This window comes from Pseudomonas sp. MYb327 (assembly GCF_040438925.1).
Lineage (GTDB): Bacteria > Pseudomonadota > Gammaproteobacteria > Pseudomonadales > Pseudomonadaceae > Aquipseudomonas.
Map to the genome: position 1 here is coordinate 1,650,464 of NZ_CP159258.1, position 20,569 is coordinate 1,671,032.

A 20,569-nucleotide genomic window follows, 5' to 3' on the forward strand; every position below is an offset into this window, starting at 1 on the left:
GAGCAGGCTCGCTCCCACAGGGGAACGTGTATTTACCCCGACCATGATTGAGTATTGAAGATGACCGACATCCCCCATTTCCCGCTTTCCGCCGTGGTCGGCGCCGACGATTTGAAACTCGCCTTGTACCTCACCGCCATCGACCCGAAGATCGGCGGCGTGCTGATCGAAGGCCCGCGCGGCATGGCCAAGTCGACCCTGGCCCGTGGCCTGGCGGACCTGCTGGCGAGCGGTCAGTTCGTCACCTTGCCCTTGGGCGCTACCGAAGAGCGTCTGGTCGGCACACTCGACCTCGACGCCGCCCTCAGCGAAGGTCGCGCGCAATTTTCCCCCGGTGTGTTGGCCAAGGCGGACGGCGGTGTGCTCTACGTCGATGAAGTGAATTTGCTGCCGGATCACCTCGTCGATCTGCTGCTCGACGTGGCGGCCAGCGGCATCAATCTGGTGGAGCGCGACGGCATTTCCCATCGGCATTCGGCGAAGTTCGTATTGATCGGCACCATGAATCCGGAAGAGGGTGAGTTGCGTCCGCAACTGCTCGATCGCTTTGGTCTGAACGTCGCCCTTGGTGGTCACACGGCCCCGGCCGAGCGCGGGCAAATCATCCGTCGGCGTCTGGATTTCGACAGTGACCCGCAACGATTCTGCACCGAGTGGGAGAGCCAGCAGCAGTCGTTGCGTGAGCGCTGCCAGAATGCGCGCAGCCTTTTGGCGAGTATTCCCCTCGACGATGAAGCGCTGGCGCAGATTGCCGAGCGCTGCTTTGCCGCCGGTGTCGATGGCTTGCGCGCCGACCTGGTCTGGCTGCGCGCGGCGCGAGCCCATGCCGCCTGGCGCGGCGCCACATCCATTAGCGACGAAGATATTGATGCGGTCGCCGAGTTCGCCTTGCGTCATCGTCGTCGCGAACACACGGCGCCGGCACCTCAACAACAGCCGTCCCAGTCCAGCCAAAATCCAAACCCGAGCGAAGGCCAGGGCCAATGGGGCGATATGCCCGCCCAAGCGCTGCCGGTCGGAGCACGACGCGAAGTGCCGAGCTGGCCAAAAAAGCCCTAGGCATTCGCCCTCGATCTGACGCGGGGGCGAATGCCAGACCCCGCGCCGGACGGCTGGAACACGGCAAACAGGGCACACGTCACGCTGCGCGCAGCGGCTCGGTGAATTGGTCGGGTACGTTACTCAATGGCCGGCCACGTCAACGCGACGACCTGCTGTACCACCTGCGTACGCGCTCGGCCCATGAACTGTGGCTGGTGATCGTCGATGCCTCGGCTTCAACCCGTCGCCATCAGGCTTTGAGCGACGCCAAAGGCTTGCTGGCGCAGTTATTCGATGACGCCTATCGACAGCGTGCGCGCCTGGCATTGCTGACTGCCAGCGGTGCCGTGCCGAAGTGGCAGGTGCAAGGGTTGCAGGCGTCGAGCGGTTTGCGCCATTGGCTCGACGGGCTCGGCGCGGGTGGTGGCACACCGTTGTTGGCGGCGTTGAGTGAAGCGGGGCGCTGGCTTGCCGTGCGGCAAAAGCGTTTTCCGGCGGAGCAGCAACGGATGTTGGTGGTGACCGATGGCCGCTTGAAAGACTGGCCGACGTTGCCCGCGCTCGATTGTCCGGGACTCGTGATCGACATCGAACGCGGGCCGATTCGCCTCGGGCGCAGCAAGGTGTTGGCGTTGCAGTTGCAGTCGCAATATCAGCATATCGACGAGCTGCTACCGGCGTGAGTGAGTCGTTGTCTGAGCGGACCTCATCGCGAGCAGGCTCACTCCCAGAGTGATCCGTGTGAAACGAAGATTTCATCAACACCGGACAAGCCCTGTGGGAGCGAGCCTGCTCGCGATGACGGCATAACGGTCGCCATCGATTTTGCGTTACTTACCCATCGCCGCCCGATACTGCCGGGTGCGCTTGGCGACGTACACGCGATCTACAATCAACGCCCAAATCGCCGAGACTTGCGGCCATGTCTTGCGTCCACGACTCAAACGATGCATCTGGAACCGCACCACCGCCATGCTCGCCAGCGACGCCAGCGTTTTACGCTTCCAGCGTATCGGCGGCAGCTGCGGCTGACTGTTCTGGCCTTTGCGCCATCGATTGACCAACTGCGGCTCAATGGCGAGCGCCGTGCCGATGCCGGCCATGGCGATGCCGCTGTCGAGCACTTGCTCGACCACTGCCAGCCGCCGAATCCCGCCCGTCACCATCACCGGCATGCGTGCCACGCCGGCCAGTTCACCGGCCAGTTCCAGAAAATACGCCTCGCGCGCCAGGGTCCGGCCGTCGCGGGCCTCGCCTTGCATCGCCGGCGCTTCGTAGCTGCCGCCGGAGAGTTCCAGCAGGTCGATGGGGTGATCGTTAAGCCACTCGATCACCTGGCGAGCATCGTCGGCGTCGAATCCACCGCGCTGGAAGTCTGCCGAGTTGAGCTTCACCGAAACGCAGAACTGCGGCGACACGGCGTTGCGTACGGCGCTGACCACCGCCAGCAGCAAACGGGCGCGATTTTCGAGCGAGCCGCCCCAGCGGTCGGTCCGGCGATTGGTCAACGGCGAGAGGAACTGGCTGATCAGGTAGCCGTGCGCAGCATGGATTTGCACGCCGGTGAATCCGGCTTTCTCTGCCAGCGTGGCAGTGGTGGCGAAGCGTTGGATCACGTCTTCGATATTGGCCTCAGTCATGGGTTTGGGTTCGGCGAACATTTTTGAAAACGCCCCCAGGTCCATCGCCACGGCAGAGGGTGCCAAGGCTTGCTGGCCGAGGTTGGCCATGGTCTGCCGGCCGGGATGATTGATCTGCATCCAGAACTGCGCGCCACCGGCGCGGCCAATGGCGGCCCATTGGCGAAAGCGCTGCAGATCGCGATCATCCTCCAGCGCGACGCCACCAGGACCGGTCATGGCCCGGCGGTCGATCATCACGTTGCCGGTCAACAGCAGACCGGTTTCGCCTTCAGCCCAGGCCTGATACAGGCGAAACAATGCTTGGCCCGGCGCCTGGTTACCGTCGGCGAGGTTCTCTTCCAGCGCGGCTTTGGCAATACGATTACCGATGGTCTGACCGTTGGGTAAATTCAAGGCTTGGAAGGGCGACATGCTTGACTCCTCATCTGCGAAGAGCAGAGGCTAAGCTTAAAGTTAACTTTAATGTCAAGCAGACAAACGAGGCGGCGATGCAGATAGGAAAATTGGTGCAGTTGAGCGGGTTGTCGGCGTCGCGAATTCGCTTCTACGAGGCTCAGGGCTTGCTGCCGCAGGTCGAGCGCTTGCCCAACGGTTACCGGCGTTATCCGCAGCAGGTGCTGCAAACCCTGCAAATCATCCAGTGCGCCCAGCAGGCCGGCTTTAGCCTGGAAGAGCTGAAGCGGTTGTTGCCGGACACGGTCACAGGCGCGTTCAAGCACGACGAGTTGATTGCAAGTCTCGAACACAAGGTTGATCAGATCGAAGCCATGCAACTGCATTTGGCTCAAAGCAAAGCGCAGTTGCTCGGCTTGATCGAAAACATCGCGGCAAGGCCTGAAGGCATGGCTTGCGATGCGAACGCCGAGCGCGTGTTGGCGTCATTCAAGCACTAGGGCTGGCGGTTGAGCCGGAATTGGATTGCGCATCAGCGTGCCCACTACCAGCGCCCCCAACAATCCGGCCAGTCCAGCGACCCACAGCAACAGGCTGAAACCCGCGACGAACGCTTGCCGGGCCAGCGGTTCGACCATCGTGCGAGCCGCCTCAGGCACCAGGTCGAGTGCCGCATTCATGTCACCGGCCACCACCCGTGAGGCGATGCCCTGTGTTTGCTCAAGCAATGCAACGCCGTGGCTCGAAAGACCGTTATGCAACTGTTGTTCGGTGTGGCTGGCGAGCAGGGCACCGTACACGCCGATGGCCAGCATCACCGCACTGAAGCGCATGGTCGTGCTCATGCCCGACGCCATGCCGGTACGTGCACGAGGCACGCAGGCCATGATGTTCTTTTGGGTATCGCCATTGAGCAACCCGGCACCGGCACCGGTGACTGCAATGGCCAGGGCAAATGGCAGGTAACCACCGCTGTTGACTGCCCAGGCGCTGAGCAGATTACCGCTGCCAACCAGGGTCAACCCGATGGCCATCATGTTGCCCGGTCTCACGCGCCCCGCAAGCCGAGCGCCGATGCGCGGGAAAATCAGCATGGTCACGGCAAACGGCAGCATGCCCAACCCCGCAGAAATGGCGGTAAAGCCCAAACCGTTCTGCAAGTAGAACGGCAGCATGGTCATCATCACCTGGGCGCACGCGGCGTAGGAAAACATGCCGAGCAGGGCGCCGATGAAACGTGGATGTTTGAACAATTGCAGGTCGATCATCGGCCGCTGTTGCAGGCGCTCGATCACCACAAACAACCCCAGCAGCATGGCGCCACCGATCAGGCGGGCGTAGGTCACAGGATTGTTCCAGCCGATGCGGTTGGCTTCGATCAAGCCCCAAATCAGGCACAACAAACTGGCGCTGAAAGCGAGGCTGCCCCACGGGTCGAGACGCGCCGCCTGGGCATCACGGGATTCCGGTACCGCGCGCCAGACCATGAACATCAGGAACAGTCCAACGGGGAGGTTGAGGTAGAAAATCCAGCGCCAGCCGATGTATTCGGTAATCAGACCGCCCAAGGTCGGCGCAGCGGTCATCGCGACGCCCATGCAGCCGCCCCAGAACGCCCAGGCTTTGGCGCGCTCCACTTCATCGTGGAAGGTATGCCCAATGGAAGCCAGCGCCGAAGTCAGCAGCAACGCCGCGCCAACGCCCTTGATGGACCGGGCGATGTCGAGGAACAAGGCGTTCGGCGCAGCCCCGCAACCGATGGAAGCGAGGATGAAAATGCCCAGGCCCCACATCAGGGTTTTCTGCCGGCCAAAACGGTCGGCCAGGCTGCCAGCGGGCAGCAGCAACGCGGCGAAGGCCAGCATGTAGGCGCTGACTACCCATTCGATGTCAGCAAAATTCGCCCCGAGGTCGCGAGCGATGCTGGGTAAGGTAACGGCGACGATGTTGGTGTCGAGCACAATCAGGGAGCACACGGCAGAGGCGGTGAGCAAGGTCAGGCGCGGACTTACCTTGGGTTTGACGGACATGGCAAGGGTTCTCTACTGTGAGGTTTCGTGCAGCTTATCGCTGGCTGACAGTTCCTTTGTTAGACGCACATCGTCACTTCATTACCTTTGAGCTAATGCACCGATGGATATTCGCCACTTTCGTTATTTCCTGGCTGTCGCACGGCACCGCAACTTCACGCGCGCCGCCGAGCAATTGGGCATCGCACCACCGACCTTGACCCGGCAGATCCAGGACATGGAAGCGGAGTTGGGTACACGCCTATTTGTGCGCCAGACGCGGGACGTCAGCCTGACCGAGGCCGGCGCGGCACTGTTGATCGAAGCCGAGGCCACGGTGCGGCAGTTCGAGTCGGCGCAGCGCAATGCCCAACGCGCCGGTCGTGGTGACATCGGTCATATTGAACTCGGCTACGTTGCCTCGGCGGTTTACTCGGGACTGCTGCAGAAGCAGGTGCAGGGTTTTGCCGCGCAATACCCTGATGTCAGCCTCAATGTGCGGGAAAGCCCCATGGCCAGCCTGCCGAACATGATCCTCGAAGGGCGCTTCGATTTGGGTTACATCCGCTGCCCCCTGGCGTTACCCGAGGGCGTAGAGAGCGTGCGCCTGAACGACGAGGGTTTTGTTTTGGCGCTGCCGGTGGATTCGTGGCTGAACCGCCTGCCGGTGATCCATTCAGCGCATTTGCAGAATGAAAATTTCATCCTTCCCGAACAAGTCGTGGGCACTTTGCAAATAGCCGCGCAGGGCAATTTTGTGCCGAAACTCGGGGCGCAACCGGGTGGGTTGGTGGCGGTGATTGCTTTGGTTTCCCTGGGGCAAGGGGTGGCGGTGGTGCCGGAATCCGTGGTTGGTCATGTCAGTTTGCCGAACGTGGTTTATCGCCCGGTCAAGGATTGCAATGCGTCGTCGTGGTTGGCGCTGGTTCATCGGCGGTTCGAGAAATCACCAGCGGTAGTGCGATATATCGAACTTGTGAAGAAGGGTTAAACGCATCGCGAGCAGGCTCGCTCCCACAGTTGATATTTGTCGCTCACAAAGCCTGTGGGAGCGAGCCTGCTCGCGATGACGACCTTCAGAACACTGAGAATCCGGGGATGGATACAGATTTTGAAATGATTTCCGGCTGTAGGAATTATCGCTATCGCCTGTACGATCCAAGTCCTTTTTCCTTTCAGGACTTGCATGAACACCCTCACGGAGCCTCCCGGTTATCCTTTCCCTTCGCGCCATCGCGCAGTCTTGACGTACCCGAAACACCCGGTCTTCCGACGCCCGAACGCCCAAATCCTTGCACATCCACGGCCTCCACGCCGCGCCTTGCCGTGCCCGGCATTCTGAATCCACTGAAGAGATCGAGACGTTTTTATGGAATGGTTAGCCGACCCCACCGCCTGGCTGGGCTTGTTGACGCTGATTGTGCTGGAGCTGGTGCTGGGCATCGACAACCTGGTGTTCATTGCGATCCTCGCGGACAAGTTGCCGCCCGAGCAGCGTGACCGCGCGCGAATCATTGGGTTGTCCCTGGCGTTGCTGATGCGCTTGGGCCTGCTGGCGAGTATTTCCTGGTTGGTGACCCTGACTCAGCCGTTGTTCGAGGTGTTCGACAAGAGTTTTTCCGGACGTGACCTGATCATGCTGTTCGGTGGTGTGTTCCTGTTATTCAAGGCCACCATGGAATTGCACGAACGGCTCGAAGGCCATGTTGGTCAACGTTCATCTAACACCACTTATGCGATGTTCTGGCCAATCGTGGCGCAGATCGTGGTGCTGGATGCGGTGTTCTCCCTCGATGCGGTGATTACCGCCGTGGGGATGGTTGATGAACTGTCGGTGATGATGATTGCGGTGATCATTTCCATTGGCCTGATGATCGTCGCCAGCAAACCGCTGACCCGCTTTGTCAACGCGCACCCGACCGTGATCATGCTGTGTCTGGGCTTCTTGATGATGATCGGCTTTGCACTGACCGCCGAAGGCCTGGGCTTCCATATTCCCAAGGGTTACCTGTACGCGGCCATCGGCTTTTCGATCCTGATCGAGGTGTTCAACCAGATCGCCCGGGCGCGACGCAAGCGCTCGATGCAAGGCCTGCGACCAATGCGCGAGCGTACCGCTCATGCCGTGATGCGCCTGTTGGGCGGGCGCAAGTTGGCGGTGGAAGAGGTCGGCGAAGAAATTGCCGACCTGCTGGACGACGGCGAAGCACCGAGTGAAGAACTGTTCGACCGCCGTGAGCGGGTGATGATCAGTGGTGTGCTGCAACTGGCCGAGCGGCCGATCCGCACATTAATGACCGTGCGTGCCGACGTCGATCACATCGACCTCGCGGATGATGCCGAGACCATTCGTACGAGGCTGATGCATTCGTCCTACTCGCGTCTGCCACTGATTCGCGACGGCGCGGTGGATGAGCCGCTGGGCTTCGTGCACAAAAAGGAATTGTTGAAGGAGTATCTGGCCGGCAACGAAGTTGATCTGGCGCACCTGGCGCGTCAAACCATTAACCTGCTGGACAGCTATTCGATCCTCAATGCCCTGGAACAGATGCGCAAGGCGTCGACGCACATCGCGTTTGTGGTCAATGAGTTCGGTGACTTCGTCGGCGTGCTGACCATGACCGACATCCTCGAATCGATTGCCGGTGAGTTGCCCGATGCCAGCGAAATCGAAGGCCCGGACGTGATCGAGGAGAAAGGCGGGTTCGTGGTCAGCGGCGCGTTGAACCTGGCTCGGGTGCGCCAACGCATCGGGTTTGCGGCAGAACCCACCGACGACTATCAGACCCTGGCGGGATTGGTGGTGAGCTTGCTGGATCGGCTGCCGATGATTGGGGACAGTCACGAGTGGGAAGGCTGGCGGATGACGGTGCTGAAGGTGGAAGAACGGCGGGTGACGCGGGTGTTTTTGGCGCGCGTGGGCGGGTGATGTGAGATTGCCCATTTAAAGCGCAAGATCGCCGTGCCCCGTCGTCAACGGTAGCCCGCGCGCCACCGTCCCGTTACGCAGCGTCTTTTCTATCGTTTCGCCATCTATCTGATTCACAGGGCATTTTCAATTTCCCAAGATTTCCCTCTCAACCTGTGGCAGACTTTTTGTCACCTGTTCCGCTATTACAAACTGTGTTCCGGTATAGCGGAACAATTATGAATTATCTGCGGTTGGCGGAGATTTCCAACCGCACCCATTTTTGACCCTTCAATGTTCAGTCAGGAGAAACACTCATGAGCATTACTCGTTACGGCACCGGCAGCGCCGCTGCAGGCGGCACGCCGCGTCCCTTCGCCCGCGCCGTTGAAGCCGATGGCTGGCTGCACGTTTCCGGGCAGGTGCCGGCGGTGGATGGCGAGATCATTACGGGCGGTATCGTCGAACAGACCCACCAGACCATGAAGAACCTGATCGCCATTCTCGAAGAGGCCGGATATGGCTTGGAAGACGTAGTGCGTGCTGGCGTGTGGCTGGAGGATCCGCGGGATTTCACCAGTTTCAACAAGGTCTTCGCCGAGTACTTCAAACCCGAACATGCCCCGGCCCGCGCCTGTGTTCAGGCGAACATGATGGTCGACTGCAAGATCGAGATCGACTGCATCGCCTACAAGAAAAAGGCTTGAGTCCGCGGTGACTGCATCGCTGGCAAGTCAGCTCCTACAAAAGCGATGCAAACCTGCAGGAGTTGGCTTGCCAGCGATGGCGCCCCATCAATCACCACATCACTCTGGTTAAACTCCCGGCGACTTTGAATGGAAACCACTGACATGACCGAAGACACCATCAAGCGCCGGGCACGCGGTCTGGACCGGGCGTTCGACATCCTCGATTTCCTCAAGGAGATTGGCCAGCCCCTGCGTCCGAACGAAATCGCCAGCGGTATTGGCAGCCCGAAATCCACAGTCTACGAACTGGTGGCCTCGTTGCTGGAACGGCGGATTCTGGAGCCCGTGGGCAAGGACGGTCACGTTTACCTCGGCCGCCAACTGTACTTTCTCGGGCAGGCGCATTTGCGTCATTTCGACCTGACCCGCGAGGCCGATCACGCCTTGCAGGAGATCGTCAGTCAGACCCACGAAACCGCACAGATGTGTCTGCTCAATGGGCGCAAATACACCGTGGCGCTGATGAAGGAAGGCGAGCGGCATTTCCGCATTTCCTCGGATATCGGCGAGAACGCGCCGATTCCATGGACTGCTTCCGGGCGCTTGCTGCTCGCGCACCTGAGCGACCAGGCCATCGTCAACCTGATCGACCACGACGACTTCATCCTGCCCAACGGCGAACGGCTGCCGCTGGAGCAGTTCCTCGAGGAAATCCGACAGGCCGGTATCGATGGTTTCTTCTCCTTCGATAGCGTCGCCGACACCTTTACCCATTGCTTCGCCGCCCCGGTCAAAGACCCGAACGGAGTGGCCATCGCGACCCTGTGCATCGTCGCCCCCCGGGCCGATGCCAAGAACAATTACAACGACTACCGCCGGGTGCTGATCGAAAGCGCGAACAGCCTGGCCCGCCGCATCAACGAATAACAGCGGCTGCTTGCGGCCGCGAATGTGAGGAGTTCGACCATGACTACTGCCGAAAACACTGCTGCCGTGGACAAGGGCTTTGCCCAGACTGGCGCCAGCCTTGTCCGTGACGTCAGCTTGCCCGCGCTGGTGCTGCATCGCGAAGCGCTGGAGCACAATATTCGCTGGATGCAGCAATTCGTCAGCAATAGCGGCGCCGAACTCGCGCCCCACGGCAAGACCAGCATGACCCCGGCGCTGTTTCGCCGCCAACTCGACGCCGGTGCCTGGGGCATTACCCTGGCCAGCGCCACGCAAACCCGAGCCGCGTATGCCCACGGCGTGCGCCGGGTGTTGATGGCCAACCAACTGGTCGGTACGCCGAACATGGCGCTGATCGCCGATCTGCTGGCCGACCCGACGTTCGATTTCCATTGCATGGTCGATCACCCGGACAACGTTGCCGACCTCGGCGCTTACTTTGCCTCGCGTGGCGTGCGTTTGAACGTGATGATCGAGTACGGCGTAGTCGGCGGTCGTTGCGGGTGCCGCAGCGAACAGGAAGTGCTCGACCTGGCCAAGGCTATCGCCGCGCAACCGGCGCTGGCCCTGACCGGAATCGAAGGCTATGAAGGCGTGATCCACGGCGATCATGCGGTGAGCGGCATCCGCGCGTTCGCCGGGTCTTTGGTGCGCCTGGCCGTGCAGTTGCAAGACAGCGGCGCGTTCGCGATCCCCAAGCCGATCATCACGGCCTCGGGATCGGCCTGGTATGACCTGATTGCTGAAGAGTTTGAAGCGCAAAATGCCGCCGGTCGTTTCCTCAGTGTGCTGCGTCCCGGCAGCTATGTGGCGCACGACCATGGCATCTACAAGGAAGCGCAGTGCTGCGTGCTCGACCGCCGCAGCGACTTGCACGAAGGTTTGCGTCCGGCGCTGGAAGTCTGGGCGCACGTGCAGTCGATGCCTGAGCCTGGCTTTGCGGTGATCGCCCTGGGTAAACGCGACGTGGCCTACGACGCCGGTCTTCCGGTGCCGCTGCTGCGTTACAAGGCGGGCGTGGTGCCGGCCAAGGGCGACGACGTGAGCGCCTGCAAGGTGACGGCGGTAATGGATCAGCATGCGTTCATGACCGTGGCGCCGGGGGTCGAGTTGCGCGTGGGTGACATCATTTCGTTCGGCACGTCGCACCCGTGCCTGACGTTCGACAAGTGGCGCACGGGGTGTCTGGTGGATGAGCAGTTGAACGTCATCGAAACCATGGAAACCTGTTTCTAAGGTTGAGACCGCGGCACGGCCATCGCCAGCAAGCCGGCTCCTACAGGTGAACGCGATTTCCTTGTAGGAGCCGGCTTGCTGGCGATGGCGTCCGCCCAGACACCATCGTGCTTCCAGAGACTCCGCATCCATGAACACCATCAACACCCTGGGCCCCCACACCCCGCGCATCGCCCTGATCGGCGAGTGCATGATCGAGCTGCAACACCGCGCCGACGGCAGCCTGCAACAGAGTTTCGGCGGCGACACCTTGAACACCGCGGTCTACCTGTCCCGGGAACTCGGCGTCGCCGGCACGGTTGATTACGTCACCGCCCTGGGCGACGACAGTTTCAGCGATGCCATGTGCCAGAGCTGGGCCGAGGAAAACATCGGCTTAAGCATGGTTCAGCGTTTGCCCGGCCGTTTGCCAGGCCTGTATTGCATCCAGACCGACGCCGCCGGCGAACGTCGCTTCCTTTATTGGCGCAACGAAGCGGCAGTCCGCGATTGCTTCAACACCCCGGCTGCTGCGCCGATCCTGGCGGCGTTGCCGGATTACGACGTGTTGTATTTCAGCGGCATCACCCTGGCGGTGCTCGGCGTGCAAGGGCGGGAAAAACTGCTGGAAACCCTGATCGAAGCCCGACAGCGCGATGCGCGGATCGTCTTCGACAACAACTATCGGCCACGGCTGTGGGCTTCTGTGGAAGAGGCACGGGCCGCTTATCGCAGCGTGCTGCCTTACGTCGATCTGGCGCTGCTGACCGTTGATGACGAACAGGCTCTCTTTCATTTCTCGGATTGTGAGGCAGTGTTTGCCGCTTACGAACAGATCGGTACGCCTGAAGTGGTGCTCAAGCGTGGCGCCGAGGCGTGTTTGATCCGTTGTGACGGCGAGTCGTTTGAGGTGCCAGCGCAGAAGGTTGAAAGAGTGGTGGACACCACGGCGGCCGGGGATTCGTTCAGCGCTGCATACATAGCCAGTCGGCTGAAGGGCGGCAGCCCGGTTGAAGCGGCGGAGGCGGGGCATCGCTTGGCGAGTCGGGTGATTCAGGTGTCTGGGGCGTTGATTCCCAAGTAAGTGGCGGATGGCTGTTGGCCAGGCCACCGTATCGCTGGCAAGCCAGCTCCTACAAGGACGATGCAGCACCTGTAGGAGCTGGCTTGCCAGCGATGGGGCCCGAAAGCCAACCGATCAATCCCGGTAAAACACCTGCACCAGGTGATAGCCAAACTTGCTCTTGATCGGCCCGTGCACCACCCGCAGCGGTTTCTTGAAAATCACTGCATCAATGGCGCCGACCATCTGCCCCGGCCGCACTTCGCCCAGGTCACCGCCACGCTTGCCGGACGGGCAGGTGGAATACTTCTTGGCCAGCACATCAAACGCTTCACCCTTGGCGATGCGTTGTTTGAGCTGCTCGGCTTCTTCCGAGGTTTTCACCAGAATATGGCGGGCTTGAGCTTTCATGGAGTCGTTACCTTGCAACGGTGGTGTCAGCGGGGCGCGCGATTATGCCTTAACTCACTCGGGTTGGCCGATCATCGTGCGAATCTTGTTGGCCAACAGATCAATGGAAAACGGTTTGGCCACCATGTCCATGCCTTCTTCGAGGAAGCCCTGGCGTTCGGCGGCTTTTTCCGCGTAACCGGTCATGAACAACACTTTCAACTCGGGGCGATGCTGACGGGCAATCTCCGCCAGTTGTCGGCCATTTATGCCCGGCAGCCCGACATCGGTGACCAGCAGGTCCACGCGCAAATCGGACTCGAGCAACGGCAGGGCGGTTTTCGCATCTTCGGCTTCATAGGCGTGATAACCCAGCTCCTTGAGCAGGTCGAACACCAGCATGCGCACCGCTGGGTCGTCCTCCACCAGCACCACGGTTTCGCCGGCAATCGCCGACGGCGCTTCGCTGATCACTGGCGACAGCACATCTTCCAACTCCAATCCATACAGGCGCGGCAGGTACAAGCGCACGCTGGTGCCCTGACCGGGCATGCTGAAGAGGGTCACGTGGCCACCGGACTGCTGGGCAAAACCGTAGATCATCGACAACCCCAGCCCGGTGCCCTGGCCGATGGGTTTGGTGGTGAAAAACGGATCAAACGCTTTGGCCAATACCTTGGGCGTCATGCCGGTGCCGTTGTCGCTGACGGCGATCATCAAGTAGTCCCCGGCCTTGACCGGTTCAAGGGTAGTGATATCACTGCCGTCGAGATAAACGTTGGCGGTCTCGATGCACAGTTCGCCGCCATCGGGCATGGCGTCCCGGGCGTTGATCACCAGGTTGAGCAGGGCGTTTTCCAGTTGACTGACGTCGGTGCTGACCAGCCAGACGTCTGGGGTCAGTTGCAGCTTGAGTTCGATATGGTCGCCCTTGGTCCGGCTAAGCAAGTCCTCCAAAGAGTGAATCAGGTCGTTGGCATTGAGCGGCTTGCGATCCAGCGATTGACGTCGGGAGAACGCCAGCAAGCGATGAGTGAGGGCGGCAGCCCGGTTGGCCGAGGACACCGCCGCTTCGGTGAAACGGGCGATTTCGGCGGTGCGGCCGTCGGCAATGTAGCGTTGCATGAGGTCGAGACTGCCGATGATCCCGGTGAGCATGTTGTTGAAGTCATGGGCTATGCCGCCCGTAAGCTGGCCGACCGCTTCCATCTTTTGTGCGTGCCGCAAGGCTTCTTCGGCGCGTTCGCGCTCGAACATCTCGCTGAGCAATTTTTCATTGGCCTCGGCCAACTGCCGGGTGCGGGCGCTTACCCGTTCTTCAAGGGTTTCGTTGAGGTTGCGTAGCGCTTCTTCTGTCTGTTTACGCTCGGTTTCGTCGATCACAAAGATGTAGAAACCGTTCACCGAGCCGTCTGCACCATGGCGTGGCAGGTAGTTCATCAGCGCCTGGCGGACACTGCCATCGCGATGCGGGGTGCTGATGCTGAAGCAGCAGGTTTTGCCGGACAACGCTTCGGCGATGTACCCGGCGCGCAGACAGTAAGCTTCGTCGCCCAGCACCTCGCGAATGGTTCGACCGAAGAGTTCCTGGGGCGTCAGGCCGTACCAGTCCAGATAAGCGGCGTTGTTCAGGCGAAAGCGTTCTTCGCGGTCGACGTAGCTGATCAGGATCGGCATGGCGTTGATGATCAGTTGCAGCTCTGTCTGGCTCTGACGCAAGGCCTGCTCGGTGTTTTTGCGATCGGTCAGGTCGAGGGCGGCGCCGAGGAAACGGATGGGCCGGCCATGGTGATCCTTGTAGCAACGACCACGGGCAAACACCCAGCGCACCTGGCCATCGGGTTGCAGCAGGCGATATTCCTCGGCGTATTCGGTGCCGTGGGTGATGCAGTGCTTGATGCTGCGGGCGATCAGGGTGCGGTCTTCGGGGTGAACGCCGTGCAGGTATTCGCTGATCGGCAACTGACCGGAGAGCGTCGGTTCTACACCGTGCAATTGGGCGAAATGAGCATCGGCGATGAAGCGGTCCTCACTGATGTCCCAATCCCAGGTACCGACCGCGTCGGTGGCAGCGAGGGCCAGTTGCAGACGCTCTTCGGTTTCCTGCTGGGCCTTGAGGCTGGCGGCCGAACGCTGTTCCAGTTCGAGGGCGATGCGCCGGCGCTCGTTGGTTTCGATGGCGGTGACCAGAATCCCGGCGACTTCGGCGTTTTCATCGCGGATGGGGCTGTAGGTCAGGTCGAGCCAGAAATCCGAATCCTCGCCATCCCGATGCAGGGTAAAGCGCTGTTCGCTGTAGGTCCGCACCTGGCCTTGTAGGACGGCGCTGTAAATCGGGTCGGTAAAGTCTTTTAAATCAGGCCAAATCAGGTGCGTCGGCTGTCCGAAAGCGTGCGGATGCTTGTTGCCGGCCAGCAGGGCAAAGCCGTCGTTGTAGATCTGCGTCAGCGCTGGCCCCCACAGCAACAACATGGGCATCGGCGAATGAATCACGATGTCCACGGCCGTGCGCAGGCTCTGCGGCCAGTGACTGGCAGCGCCCAGCGGACTGTTCGCCCAGTCGAGTCTGGCAATCAAGGCCTGGGCATCGCTGCCGGTCGGTGATGCGTTCATCAAGGTGTCCTGCCTGAATTCGGTGTGGCGGTGTCAACTATGCTTGCTGAGCGGTAGACGCTGGATGACCCGCTTTGGGTCATTTTCTCATTGAATGCTTCGCAGGTGTTTTTTGCCATGGAAATCGATGCGTTATTAAGACGCCTGGCCAGCCAGGATGGCTCTGACCTTTATCTGTCCACGGGTGCCCCTCCCAGTGCGCGATTCGACGGTGTACTTCAATCCCTTGCAGATCAGACGTTCAAGCCCGGGGAAATTGCGACAATGGCCGCGTCCATCATGGACGCCGAACAGCGTCTGGAGTTCGATCGGGAACTGGAGATGAACCTGGCGATCTCCCTGCCGGGCATCGGCCGCTTTCGGGTCAATATTTTCAAACAGCGCAACGATGTGTCGATGGTGGTGCGCAATGTCAAACTCGACATTCCACGCTTCGAAGACCTCAAGTTGCCCTCGGTGTTGCTCGAAACGGTCATGCTCAAACAAGGCTTGATGCTGTTCGTCGGCGCCACTGATTCGGGCAAATCGACCTCGTTGGCGGCGTTGATCGACTATCGCAACCGCCACAGCCATGGGCATATCGTCACTATTGAAGACCCCATCGAGTACGTTCACCGGCACAAAAAATCGGTCATCAATCAGCGCGAGGTCGGCGTCGACACCCGTAGTTTTCATGCGGCGTTGAAAAACACCTTGCGCCAGGCGCCGGATGTGGTGCTGATCGGCGAGATCCGCGACCGGGAAACCATGGAGCACGCACTGGCGTTCGCCGATTCCGGGCATCTGGTGATCTCTACACTGCACGCCCACAATGCTAATCAGGCGCTAAACCGCATCATCAACTTCTTCCCCGAAGAACGCCGGGGTCAACTTCTCAATGATCTGGGCAACAACCTCAAGGCTTTTGTTTCACAGCGTTTGGTACGCACCCTCGATGGCCAGCGACGTGTGGCAGCTGAAGTGATGCTGGGCACGCCGACCATTGGCGATTTGATTCGGCGTAACGAGTTTTCCGAGCTGAAAGCGGTGATGGAAAAGTCGGCGGCGTTGGGGATGCAGACGTTTGATGCCGCGTTGTATGCGCTGGTGCTGGAAGGGGCGATTGATGAGTCGCAGGCGTTGAAACACGCGGATTCGGTGAACAATTTGCGCTTGCGGTTGAAGTTGCATGCCGAGGCTTTGCCCGGTGCGAATGCAGTATCCGGCGAATGGGGGCTGCTGGATTGACGCAACCCCTGTAGGAGCCGGCTTGCCGGCGATGGCGGCGCGTCTGATAAACCGCGTCGCATTGATCGCTGGCAAGCCAGCTCCTACAGGGGAGAGGTCAATCTTTGAGTTCGGGGCGATCCCTGAACTGCTCCAATGCTTCAGGATTGGCCAGCGCATCGGTGTTATTCACCTTCTGCCCATGCACCACATTGCGCACCGCCAGTTCGACTACTTTGCCGCTGATGGTCCGGGGAATGTCGGTGACCGCGACGATCTTCGCCGGCACGTGGCGCGGCGTGGTGTTGGCGCGGATGACCTGGCGTATCTGCTGCTGCAGCGCTTCATCCAGTTCAACGTCAGCGCGCAACCGCACGAACAGCACGACCCGCACGTCGTCCTGCCATTGCTGACCGATGGCGACGCTGTCGAGCACCTGCGGGACTTTCTCTACCTGGCGATAGATCTCCGCCGTACCGATGCGCACACCGCCGGGATTGAGCACCGCATCAGAGCGACCGTGGATCATCATCCCGCCGTGACGCAACTGTTCGGCGTAATCCCCTTGCGCCCAGACACCGGGAAACTGGCTGAAATACGAGGCACGCAGTTTTTCGCCGTCAGGGTCATTCCACAGGCCAATGGGCATCGCCGGGAAGTGCCGGGTGCACACCAATTCGCCTTTTTCGCCAATCACCGGTTGCCCTTCGTCGTTCCACACTTCGACGGCCATGCCCAGGCTCTTGCCCATGTTTTCGCCACGGCGCACCGAGGACATCGGATTGCCATTGACGAAGCACGAGACGATATCGGTGCCGCCGGACATCGAGGCCAGGCACACATCAGTCTTGAGGTCGCGATAAACGTAATCGTAGCTTTGCGGCGATAGCGCGGAACCTGTGCAAAGCAAGGTTTTCAGGCTGCTGACGTCGTGGCTTTGCTTGGGCTTCACGCCGCTGCTTTCCAGCGTGGCGAGGTATTTGGGACTGGTGCCGAACACGCTGATGCGCTCGTCGTCGATCAGGTCGATCAAGCGTTCGGGATCGGGCTGAAACGGCGAGCCGTCGTACAGCACCACCGCGCTGCCCACCGCCAGGGCCGAGACCAGCCAGTTCCACATCATCCAGCCGCACGTGGTGTAGTAGAACAAGCGCTCGCCGGGGCCGAGGTCCGAATGCAGGCCGTGTTCCTTGACGTGTTGCAACAGCGTGCCGCCGGTGCTGTGGATGATGCATTTGGGTACGCCGGTGGTGCCGCTGGAATAGAGAATGTACAGCGGGTGGGCGAAGGGCACTGGAACGAAATCCGGCTCGCCACCGGGGAAATAAAAGTCGTCCCAGAGCGTCACGTTGGCTTGGGTGCGGAAGTCTTCGATATGTGCCGTGGGCCGTGCGTATGGGACCACAACCAGTTGTTGCAACGTCGGTAGGCGTTCGAGGATTTCGTTGACCTTGGTGGTCTGGTCGATCTCTTTGCCGGCGTATCGGTAGCCAGCGCAGGTAATCAGCACTTTTGGTTCGATCTGGCCGAAGCGGTCGATCACGCCTTGGGTGCCGAAGTCCGGCGAAGAACAGGACCAGATCGCCCCGAGGCTGGTGGTCGCCAACATGGCCACCAGGGTTTGCCAGGTGTTGGGCATGCAGGCGGCCACGCGATCACCGAGGCCGACACCGGCGGCGATCAAACCGTTCTGAAAACCGGCGACATGCTCGGCCAGTTCGGCCCAGGTCAGCTGTTCGCGCTGCCCGTTTTCGCTCACGGCAATCACCGCCACGGCGTCGTCGCGACGGCTCAGCAGGTGTTCGGCGAAGTTCAGGGTCGCGCCGGGAAACCATTCGGCGCTGGGCATCTGCGGGCCTTCGACCAGAACGGCGTCGGGCTGCTGATGAAAACGGATATCGAAGAAATCGACGATGGCCTGCCAGAAGTCCGGGCGCTGATCGATGGACCACTGGTGCAGGGCGGGGTAGCCGTCGATGGCCAGGTGGTGCCGCTGATTGATGAAGCGCCGAAAGGCGTCCATGCGGGTTTTGCTGATTCGCTCGGCGGTGGGTTGCCACAGAACTTCTGACATGGGTGTCCCCTTATTATTCTTATTGCACACGCACAGGCTTTTTGTGGCGAGGGCGCTTGCTCCCGCTCGGCTGCGCAGCAGTCGCAACTGATTTTGGGGCGGCTTCGCCACCCAGCGGGAGCAAGCTCCCTCGCCACAAGGTCTAGCGGCCGATCACTGCGCCAACCACCCGCCATCAATATTCCACGCCGCGCCACGCACTTGGCTGCCGGCTTCGCTGCACAGGAACAGAACCAGTTCGCCCAGCTGCGGTGGTGTCACGAACTCCAGCGAAGGCTGTTTCTCGGCCAGCAAATCATGTTGCGCCTGCTGCGGATCAATGCCGGTCGCGGCGCGATCATCGATCTGTTTTTGCACCAGCGGCGTGAGCACCCATCCCGGACAGATGGCGTTGCAAGTTACGTTGGTAGTGGCGGTTTCGAGGGCGACCACTTTGGTCAAGCCGATCACCCCGTGCTTGGCCGCGACGTAAGCCGCTTTGCCCACCGATCCGACCAAACCATGCACCGAAGCAATATTGATCACCCGGCCCCAGCCCTTGGCGCGCATACCCGGCAGGCTCAAGCGGGTCCCATGAAACACCGACGACAAATTGATCGCAATGATCGAATCCCAGCGCTCCACCGGGAACTCGTCCACCGGTGCCACGTGCTGGATGCCGGCGTTGTTGACCAGGATGTCGACGCCGCCGAATTCACGCTCGGCGTAGGCGATCATGTCGGCGATCTGCGCCGGATCGCTGACGTCGGCCGGGTGATGGCCGACTTTGCCGCCAAATTGTTCCACTTCGGCAATCACCTTGGAGGCGTCGCCGAAACCGTTGAGGATCAGGTTGGCCCCGGCCTTGGCCAGGCTGAGGGCGATCCCCAGGCCAATGCCGCTGGTGGAGCCGGTGACCAGTGCGGTCTTGCCCGAAAGAGTCGTCATGAATACCTCACACAATGCCAGTGGCGTAGAAAGTACCGATCACCACAAAAACCGCCAGGGTCTTGATCAGCGTAATACAGAAAATGTCTTTGTAAGCCTCGCGGTGAGTCAGGCCGGTGACCGCCAGCAAAGTAATCACCGCGCCGTTGTGCGGCAGGGTGTCCATGCCGCCACTGGCCATCGCGGCCACACGGTGCAGCACTTCCAGCGGTATGTTGGCGGCGTGGGCCGCAGCGATGAATTGTTCGGACATCGCCGCCAGCGCAATGCTCATGCCGCCCGACGCCGAACCGGTGATGCCGGCCAGCAGGGTCACGGTGATCGCTTCGTTGACCAGCGGATTTGGGATGGCCTTGAGCCAATCGGCCAATACCAGGAAGCCTGGCAGGGACGCGATCACCGCACCGAAACCGTATTCCGACGCCGTGTTCATCGCCGCCAGCAGCGCACCGCTGACCGCGCTTTTACTTCCCTCGGCCAATTTGCTGCGGATGGCCTGGAAGCCGAACAGCAGCACCATGATGATGCCCACCAGCAGCGCTGCTTGTACCGCCCAGATCGCCGTGAGTTTAGCGATTTCAGTGGTGACCGGCGCGGCCATGCCCGGCAGCGCGAGGCTGTGGGTCTTGCCGTACCACTGCGGAATCCACTGGGTGAACAGCAGGTTCATGATGCCCACGGCCAGCAACGGCGAGAGCGCGATCCATGGATTGGGCAACTTGATGTCGACAGCCGTTTCCGGCTCGTTGCGCAGTTCGGTGCCATAGCCTTCACCCGCACGCTGGGCCTTGTTGCGTTGACGCTGGAGAAACAGCATGCCGGCGCAGAACACGAAGATCGTGCCGATCACGCCCAGCCATGGCGCGGCCCAGGCCGTGGTGTTGAAGAAGGTGCTGGGAATGATGTTCTGGATCTGCGGCGTGCCGGGCAGGGCGTCCATGGTGAACGAGAACGCGCCGAGGGCGATGGTCGCAGGGATGAGGCGCTTGGGAATGTTGCTCTGGCGGAACATTTCAGCGGCAAATGGATAGACCGCAAACACCACCACAAACAGCGACACGCCACCGTAGGTGAGCAGGGCGCAGACCAGCACGATTACCAGCATCGCCTGACGGGTGCCGAGCAGGCGAATGGCCGCAGCCACGATGGAGCGCGAAAAACCCGACAACTCGATCAGCTTGCCGAACACCGCACCGAGCAGGAATACCGGGAAATACAATTTGATGAAGCCGACCATTTTCTCCATGAACACGCCCGTGAAGGCGGGCGCAACGGCGGATGGGTCGGTGAGCAGCACGGCGCCGAGAGCGGCGATCGGGGCGAAAAGGATAACGCTATAGCCGCGGTAAGCGGCCACCATCAGCAGCGCGAGAGCTGCCAAGGCAATGATCACACTCATGGTGTGTCTCCTGGATTGTTATTTTTGTAAGGGTGGTTCTTTTGTAGGAGA

At 60.7% G+C, this 20,569-nt stretch carries 17 protein-coding genes; 10 read left to right on the forward strand and 7 right to left on the reverse strand.

The window, feature by feature from the left end:
* Nucleotides 1-60: 60 nt before the first annotated feature.
* Entirely contained in the window at nt 61-1,059 is a 999-nt protein-coding gene (locus ABVN21_RS07435; RefSeq protein WP_339556798.1) for an ATP-binding protein, read from the forward strand.
* A gap of 101 nt (nt 1,060-1,160) precedes the next feature.
* The gene (locus tag ABVN21_RS07440; protein ID WP_339556797.1) at nt 1,161-1,724 is read left to right on the forward strand and encodes a VWA domain-containing protein; all 564 of its coding nucleotides are present in this window, start codon (nt 1,161-1,163) and stop codon (nt 1,722-1,724) included.
* 147 nt (nt 1,725-1,871) lie between these two features.
* Here ABVN21_RS07440 and ABVN21_RS07445 read toward each other — a convergent pair whose 3' ends face one another.
* Nucleotides 1,872-3,095, reverse strand: coding sequence for an NADH:flavin oxidoreductase/NADH oxidase family protein (locus ABVN21_RS07445; RefSeq protein WP_339556796.1), 1,224 nt, complete (start codon nt 3,093-3,095; stop codon nt 1,872-1,874).
* A gap of 77 nt (nt 3,096-3,172) precedes the next feature.
* On the opposite strand from ABVN21_RS07445, the gene ABVN21_RS07450 reads away from it, so the two are divergent.
* On the forward strand, nt 3,173-3,577 hold the full coding sequence (locus tag ABVN21_RS07450; protein ID WP_339556795.1) for a MerR family transcriptional regulator: 405 nt from the start codon (nt 3,173-3,175) through the stop codon (nt 3,575-3,577).
* Here the strand turns inward: ABVN21_RS07450 and ABVN21_RS07455 are convergent.
* Nucleotides 3,563-5,107 carry an MFS transporter gene (locus ABVN21_RS07455; RefSeq protein ID WP_339556794.1) on the reverse strand — a complete coding sequence of 515 codons (1,545 nt, stop codon included), beginning with the start codon at nt 5,105-5,107 and terminating at the stop codon, nt 3,563-3,565. The two genes, ABVN21_RS07450 and ABVN21_RS07455, sit on opposite strands and share 15 nt — an antisense overlap.
* A gap of 103 nt (nt 5,108-5,210) precedes the next feature.
* Between ABVN21_RS07455 and ABVN21_RS07460 the strand changes: the two genes are divergently transcribed.
* The 6 genes from ABVN21_RS07460 to ABVN21_RS07485 all read left to right on the forward strand — a co-directional run bounded on the left by ABVN21_RS07460 (nt 5,211) and on the right by ABVN21_RS07485 (nt 11,930).
* Nucleotides 5,211-6,077 (forward strand): LysR substrate-binding domain-containing protein, encoded by an 867-nt coding sequence (locus tag ABVN21_RS07460; protein WP_339556793.1) that lies wholly within the window; start codon nt 5,211-5,213, stop codon nt 6,075-6,077.
* 378 nt (nt 6,078-6,455) lie between these two features.
* Nucleotides 6,456-8,015 (forward strand): TerC family protein, encoded by a 1,560-nt coding sequence (locus ABVN21_RS07465; protein ID WP_339556792.1) that lies wholly within the window; start codon nt 6,456-6,458, stop codon nt 8,013-8,015.
* Nucleotides 8,016-8,311: 296 nt separating this feature from the next.
* Nucleotides 8,312-8,701 carry a RidA family protein gene (locus tag ABVN21_RS07470; protein WP_339556791.1) on the forward strand — a complete coding sequence of 130 codons (390 nt, stop codon included), beginning with the start codon at nt 8,312-8,314 and terminating at the stop codon, nt 8,699-8,701.
* Between the two features lie 144 nt (nt 8,702-8,845).
* Nucleotides 8,846-9,610, forward strand: a complete 765-nt coding sequence (locus tag ABVN21_RS07475) for an IclR family transcriptional regulator (protein WP_339556805.1) — start codon at nt 8,846-8,848, stop codon at nt 9,608-9,610.
* A 39-nt stretch (nt 9,611-9,649) separates the two neighbouring features.
* Complete coding sequence (locus ABVN21_RS07480; RefSeq protein WP_339556790.1) at nt 9,650-10,867, forward strand: amino acid deaminase; 1,218 nt, start codon at nt 9,650-9,652, stop codon at nt 10,865-10,867.
* A 130-nt stretch (nt 10,868-10,997) separates the two neighbouring features.
* Complete coding sequence (locus tag ABVN21_RS07485; protein WP_339556652.1) at nt 10,998-11,930, forward strand: sugar kinase; 933 nt, start codon at nt 10,998-11,000, stop codon at nt 11,928-11,930.
* A 114-nt stretch (nt 11,931-12,044) separates the two neighbouring features.
* Here ABVN21_RS07485 and ABVN21_RS07490 read toward each other — a convergent pair whose 3' ends face one another.
* Nucleotides 12,045-12,320, reverse strand: a complete 276-nt coding sequence (locus ABVN21_RS07490) for a peptidylprolyl isomerase (protein WP_007933743.1) — start codon at nt 12,318-12,320, stop codon at nt 12,045-12,047.
* 54 nt (nt 12,321-12,374) lie between these two features.
* The gene (locus tag ABVN21_RS07495) at nt 12,375-14,912 is read right to left on the reverse strand and encodes a PAS domain S-box protein (RefSeq protein WP_339556653.1); all 2,538 of its coding nucleotides are present in this window, start codon (nt 14,910-14,912) and stop codon (nt 12,375-12,377) included.
* 117 nt (nt 14,913-15,029) lie between these two features.
* Here ABVN21_RS07495 and ABVN21_RS07500 point away from each other — a divergent pair, with 117 nt between their 5' ends.
* On the forward strand, nt 15,030-16,139 hold the full coding sequence (locus tag ABVN21_RS07500; RefSeq protein ID WP_339556654.1) for a PilT/PilU family type 4a pilus ATPase: 1,110 nt from the start codon (nt 15,030-15,032) through the stop codon (nt 16,137-16,139).
* Between the two features lie 97 nt (nt 16,140-16,236).
* Here ABVN21_RS07500 and ABVN21_RS07505 read toward each other — a convergent pair whose 3' ends face one another.
* The 3 genes from ABVN21_RS07505 to ABVN21_RS07515 form a co-directional block, all read right to left on the reverse strand.
* Nucleotides 16,237-18,192 (reverse strand): acetoacetate--CoA ligase, encoded by a 1,956-nt coding sequence (locus tag ABVN21_RS07505; RefSeq protein WP_339556655.1) that lies wholly within the window; start codon nt 18,190-18,192, stop codon nt 16,237-16,239.
* Between the two features lie 153 nt (nt 18,193-18,345).
* A complete protein-coding gene (gene hbdH, locus ABVN21_RS07510; protein ID WP_034147156.1) occupies nt 18,346-19,119 on the reverse strand; it encodes a 3-hydroxybutyrate dehydrogenase in 774 nt (257 codons plus the stop codon).
* A 7-nt stretch (nt 19,120-19,126) separates the two neighbouring features.
* The gene (locus ABVN21_RS07515) at nt 19,127-20,518 is read right to left on the reverse strand and encodes a GntP family permease (RefSeq protein ID WP_339556656.1); all 1,392 of its coding nucleotides are present in this window, start codon (nt 20,516-20,518) and stop codon (nt 19,127-19,129) included.
* Nucleotides 20,519-20,569 lie beyond the last annotated feature (51 nt).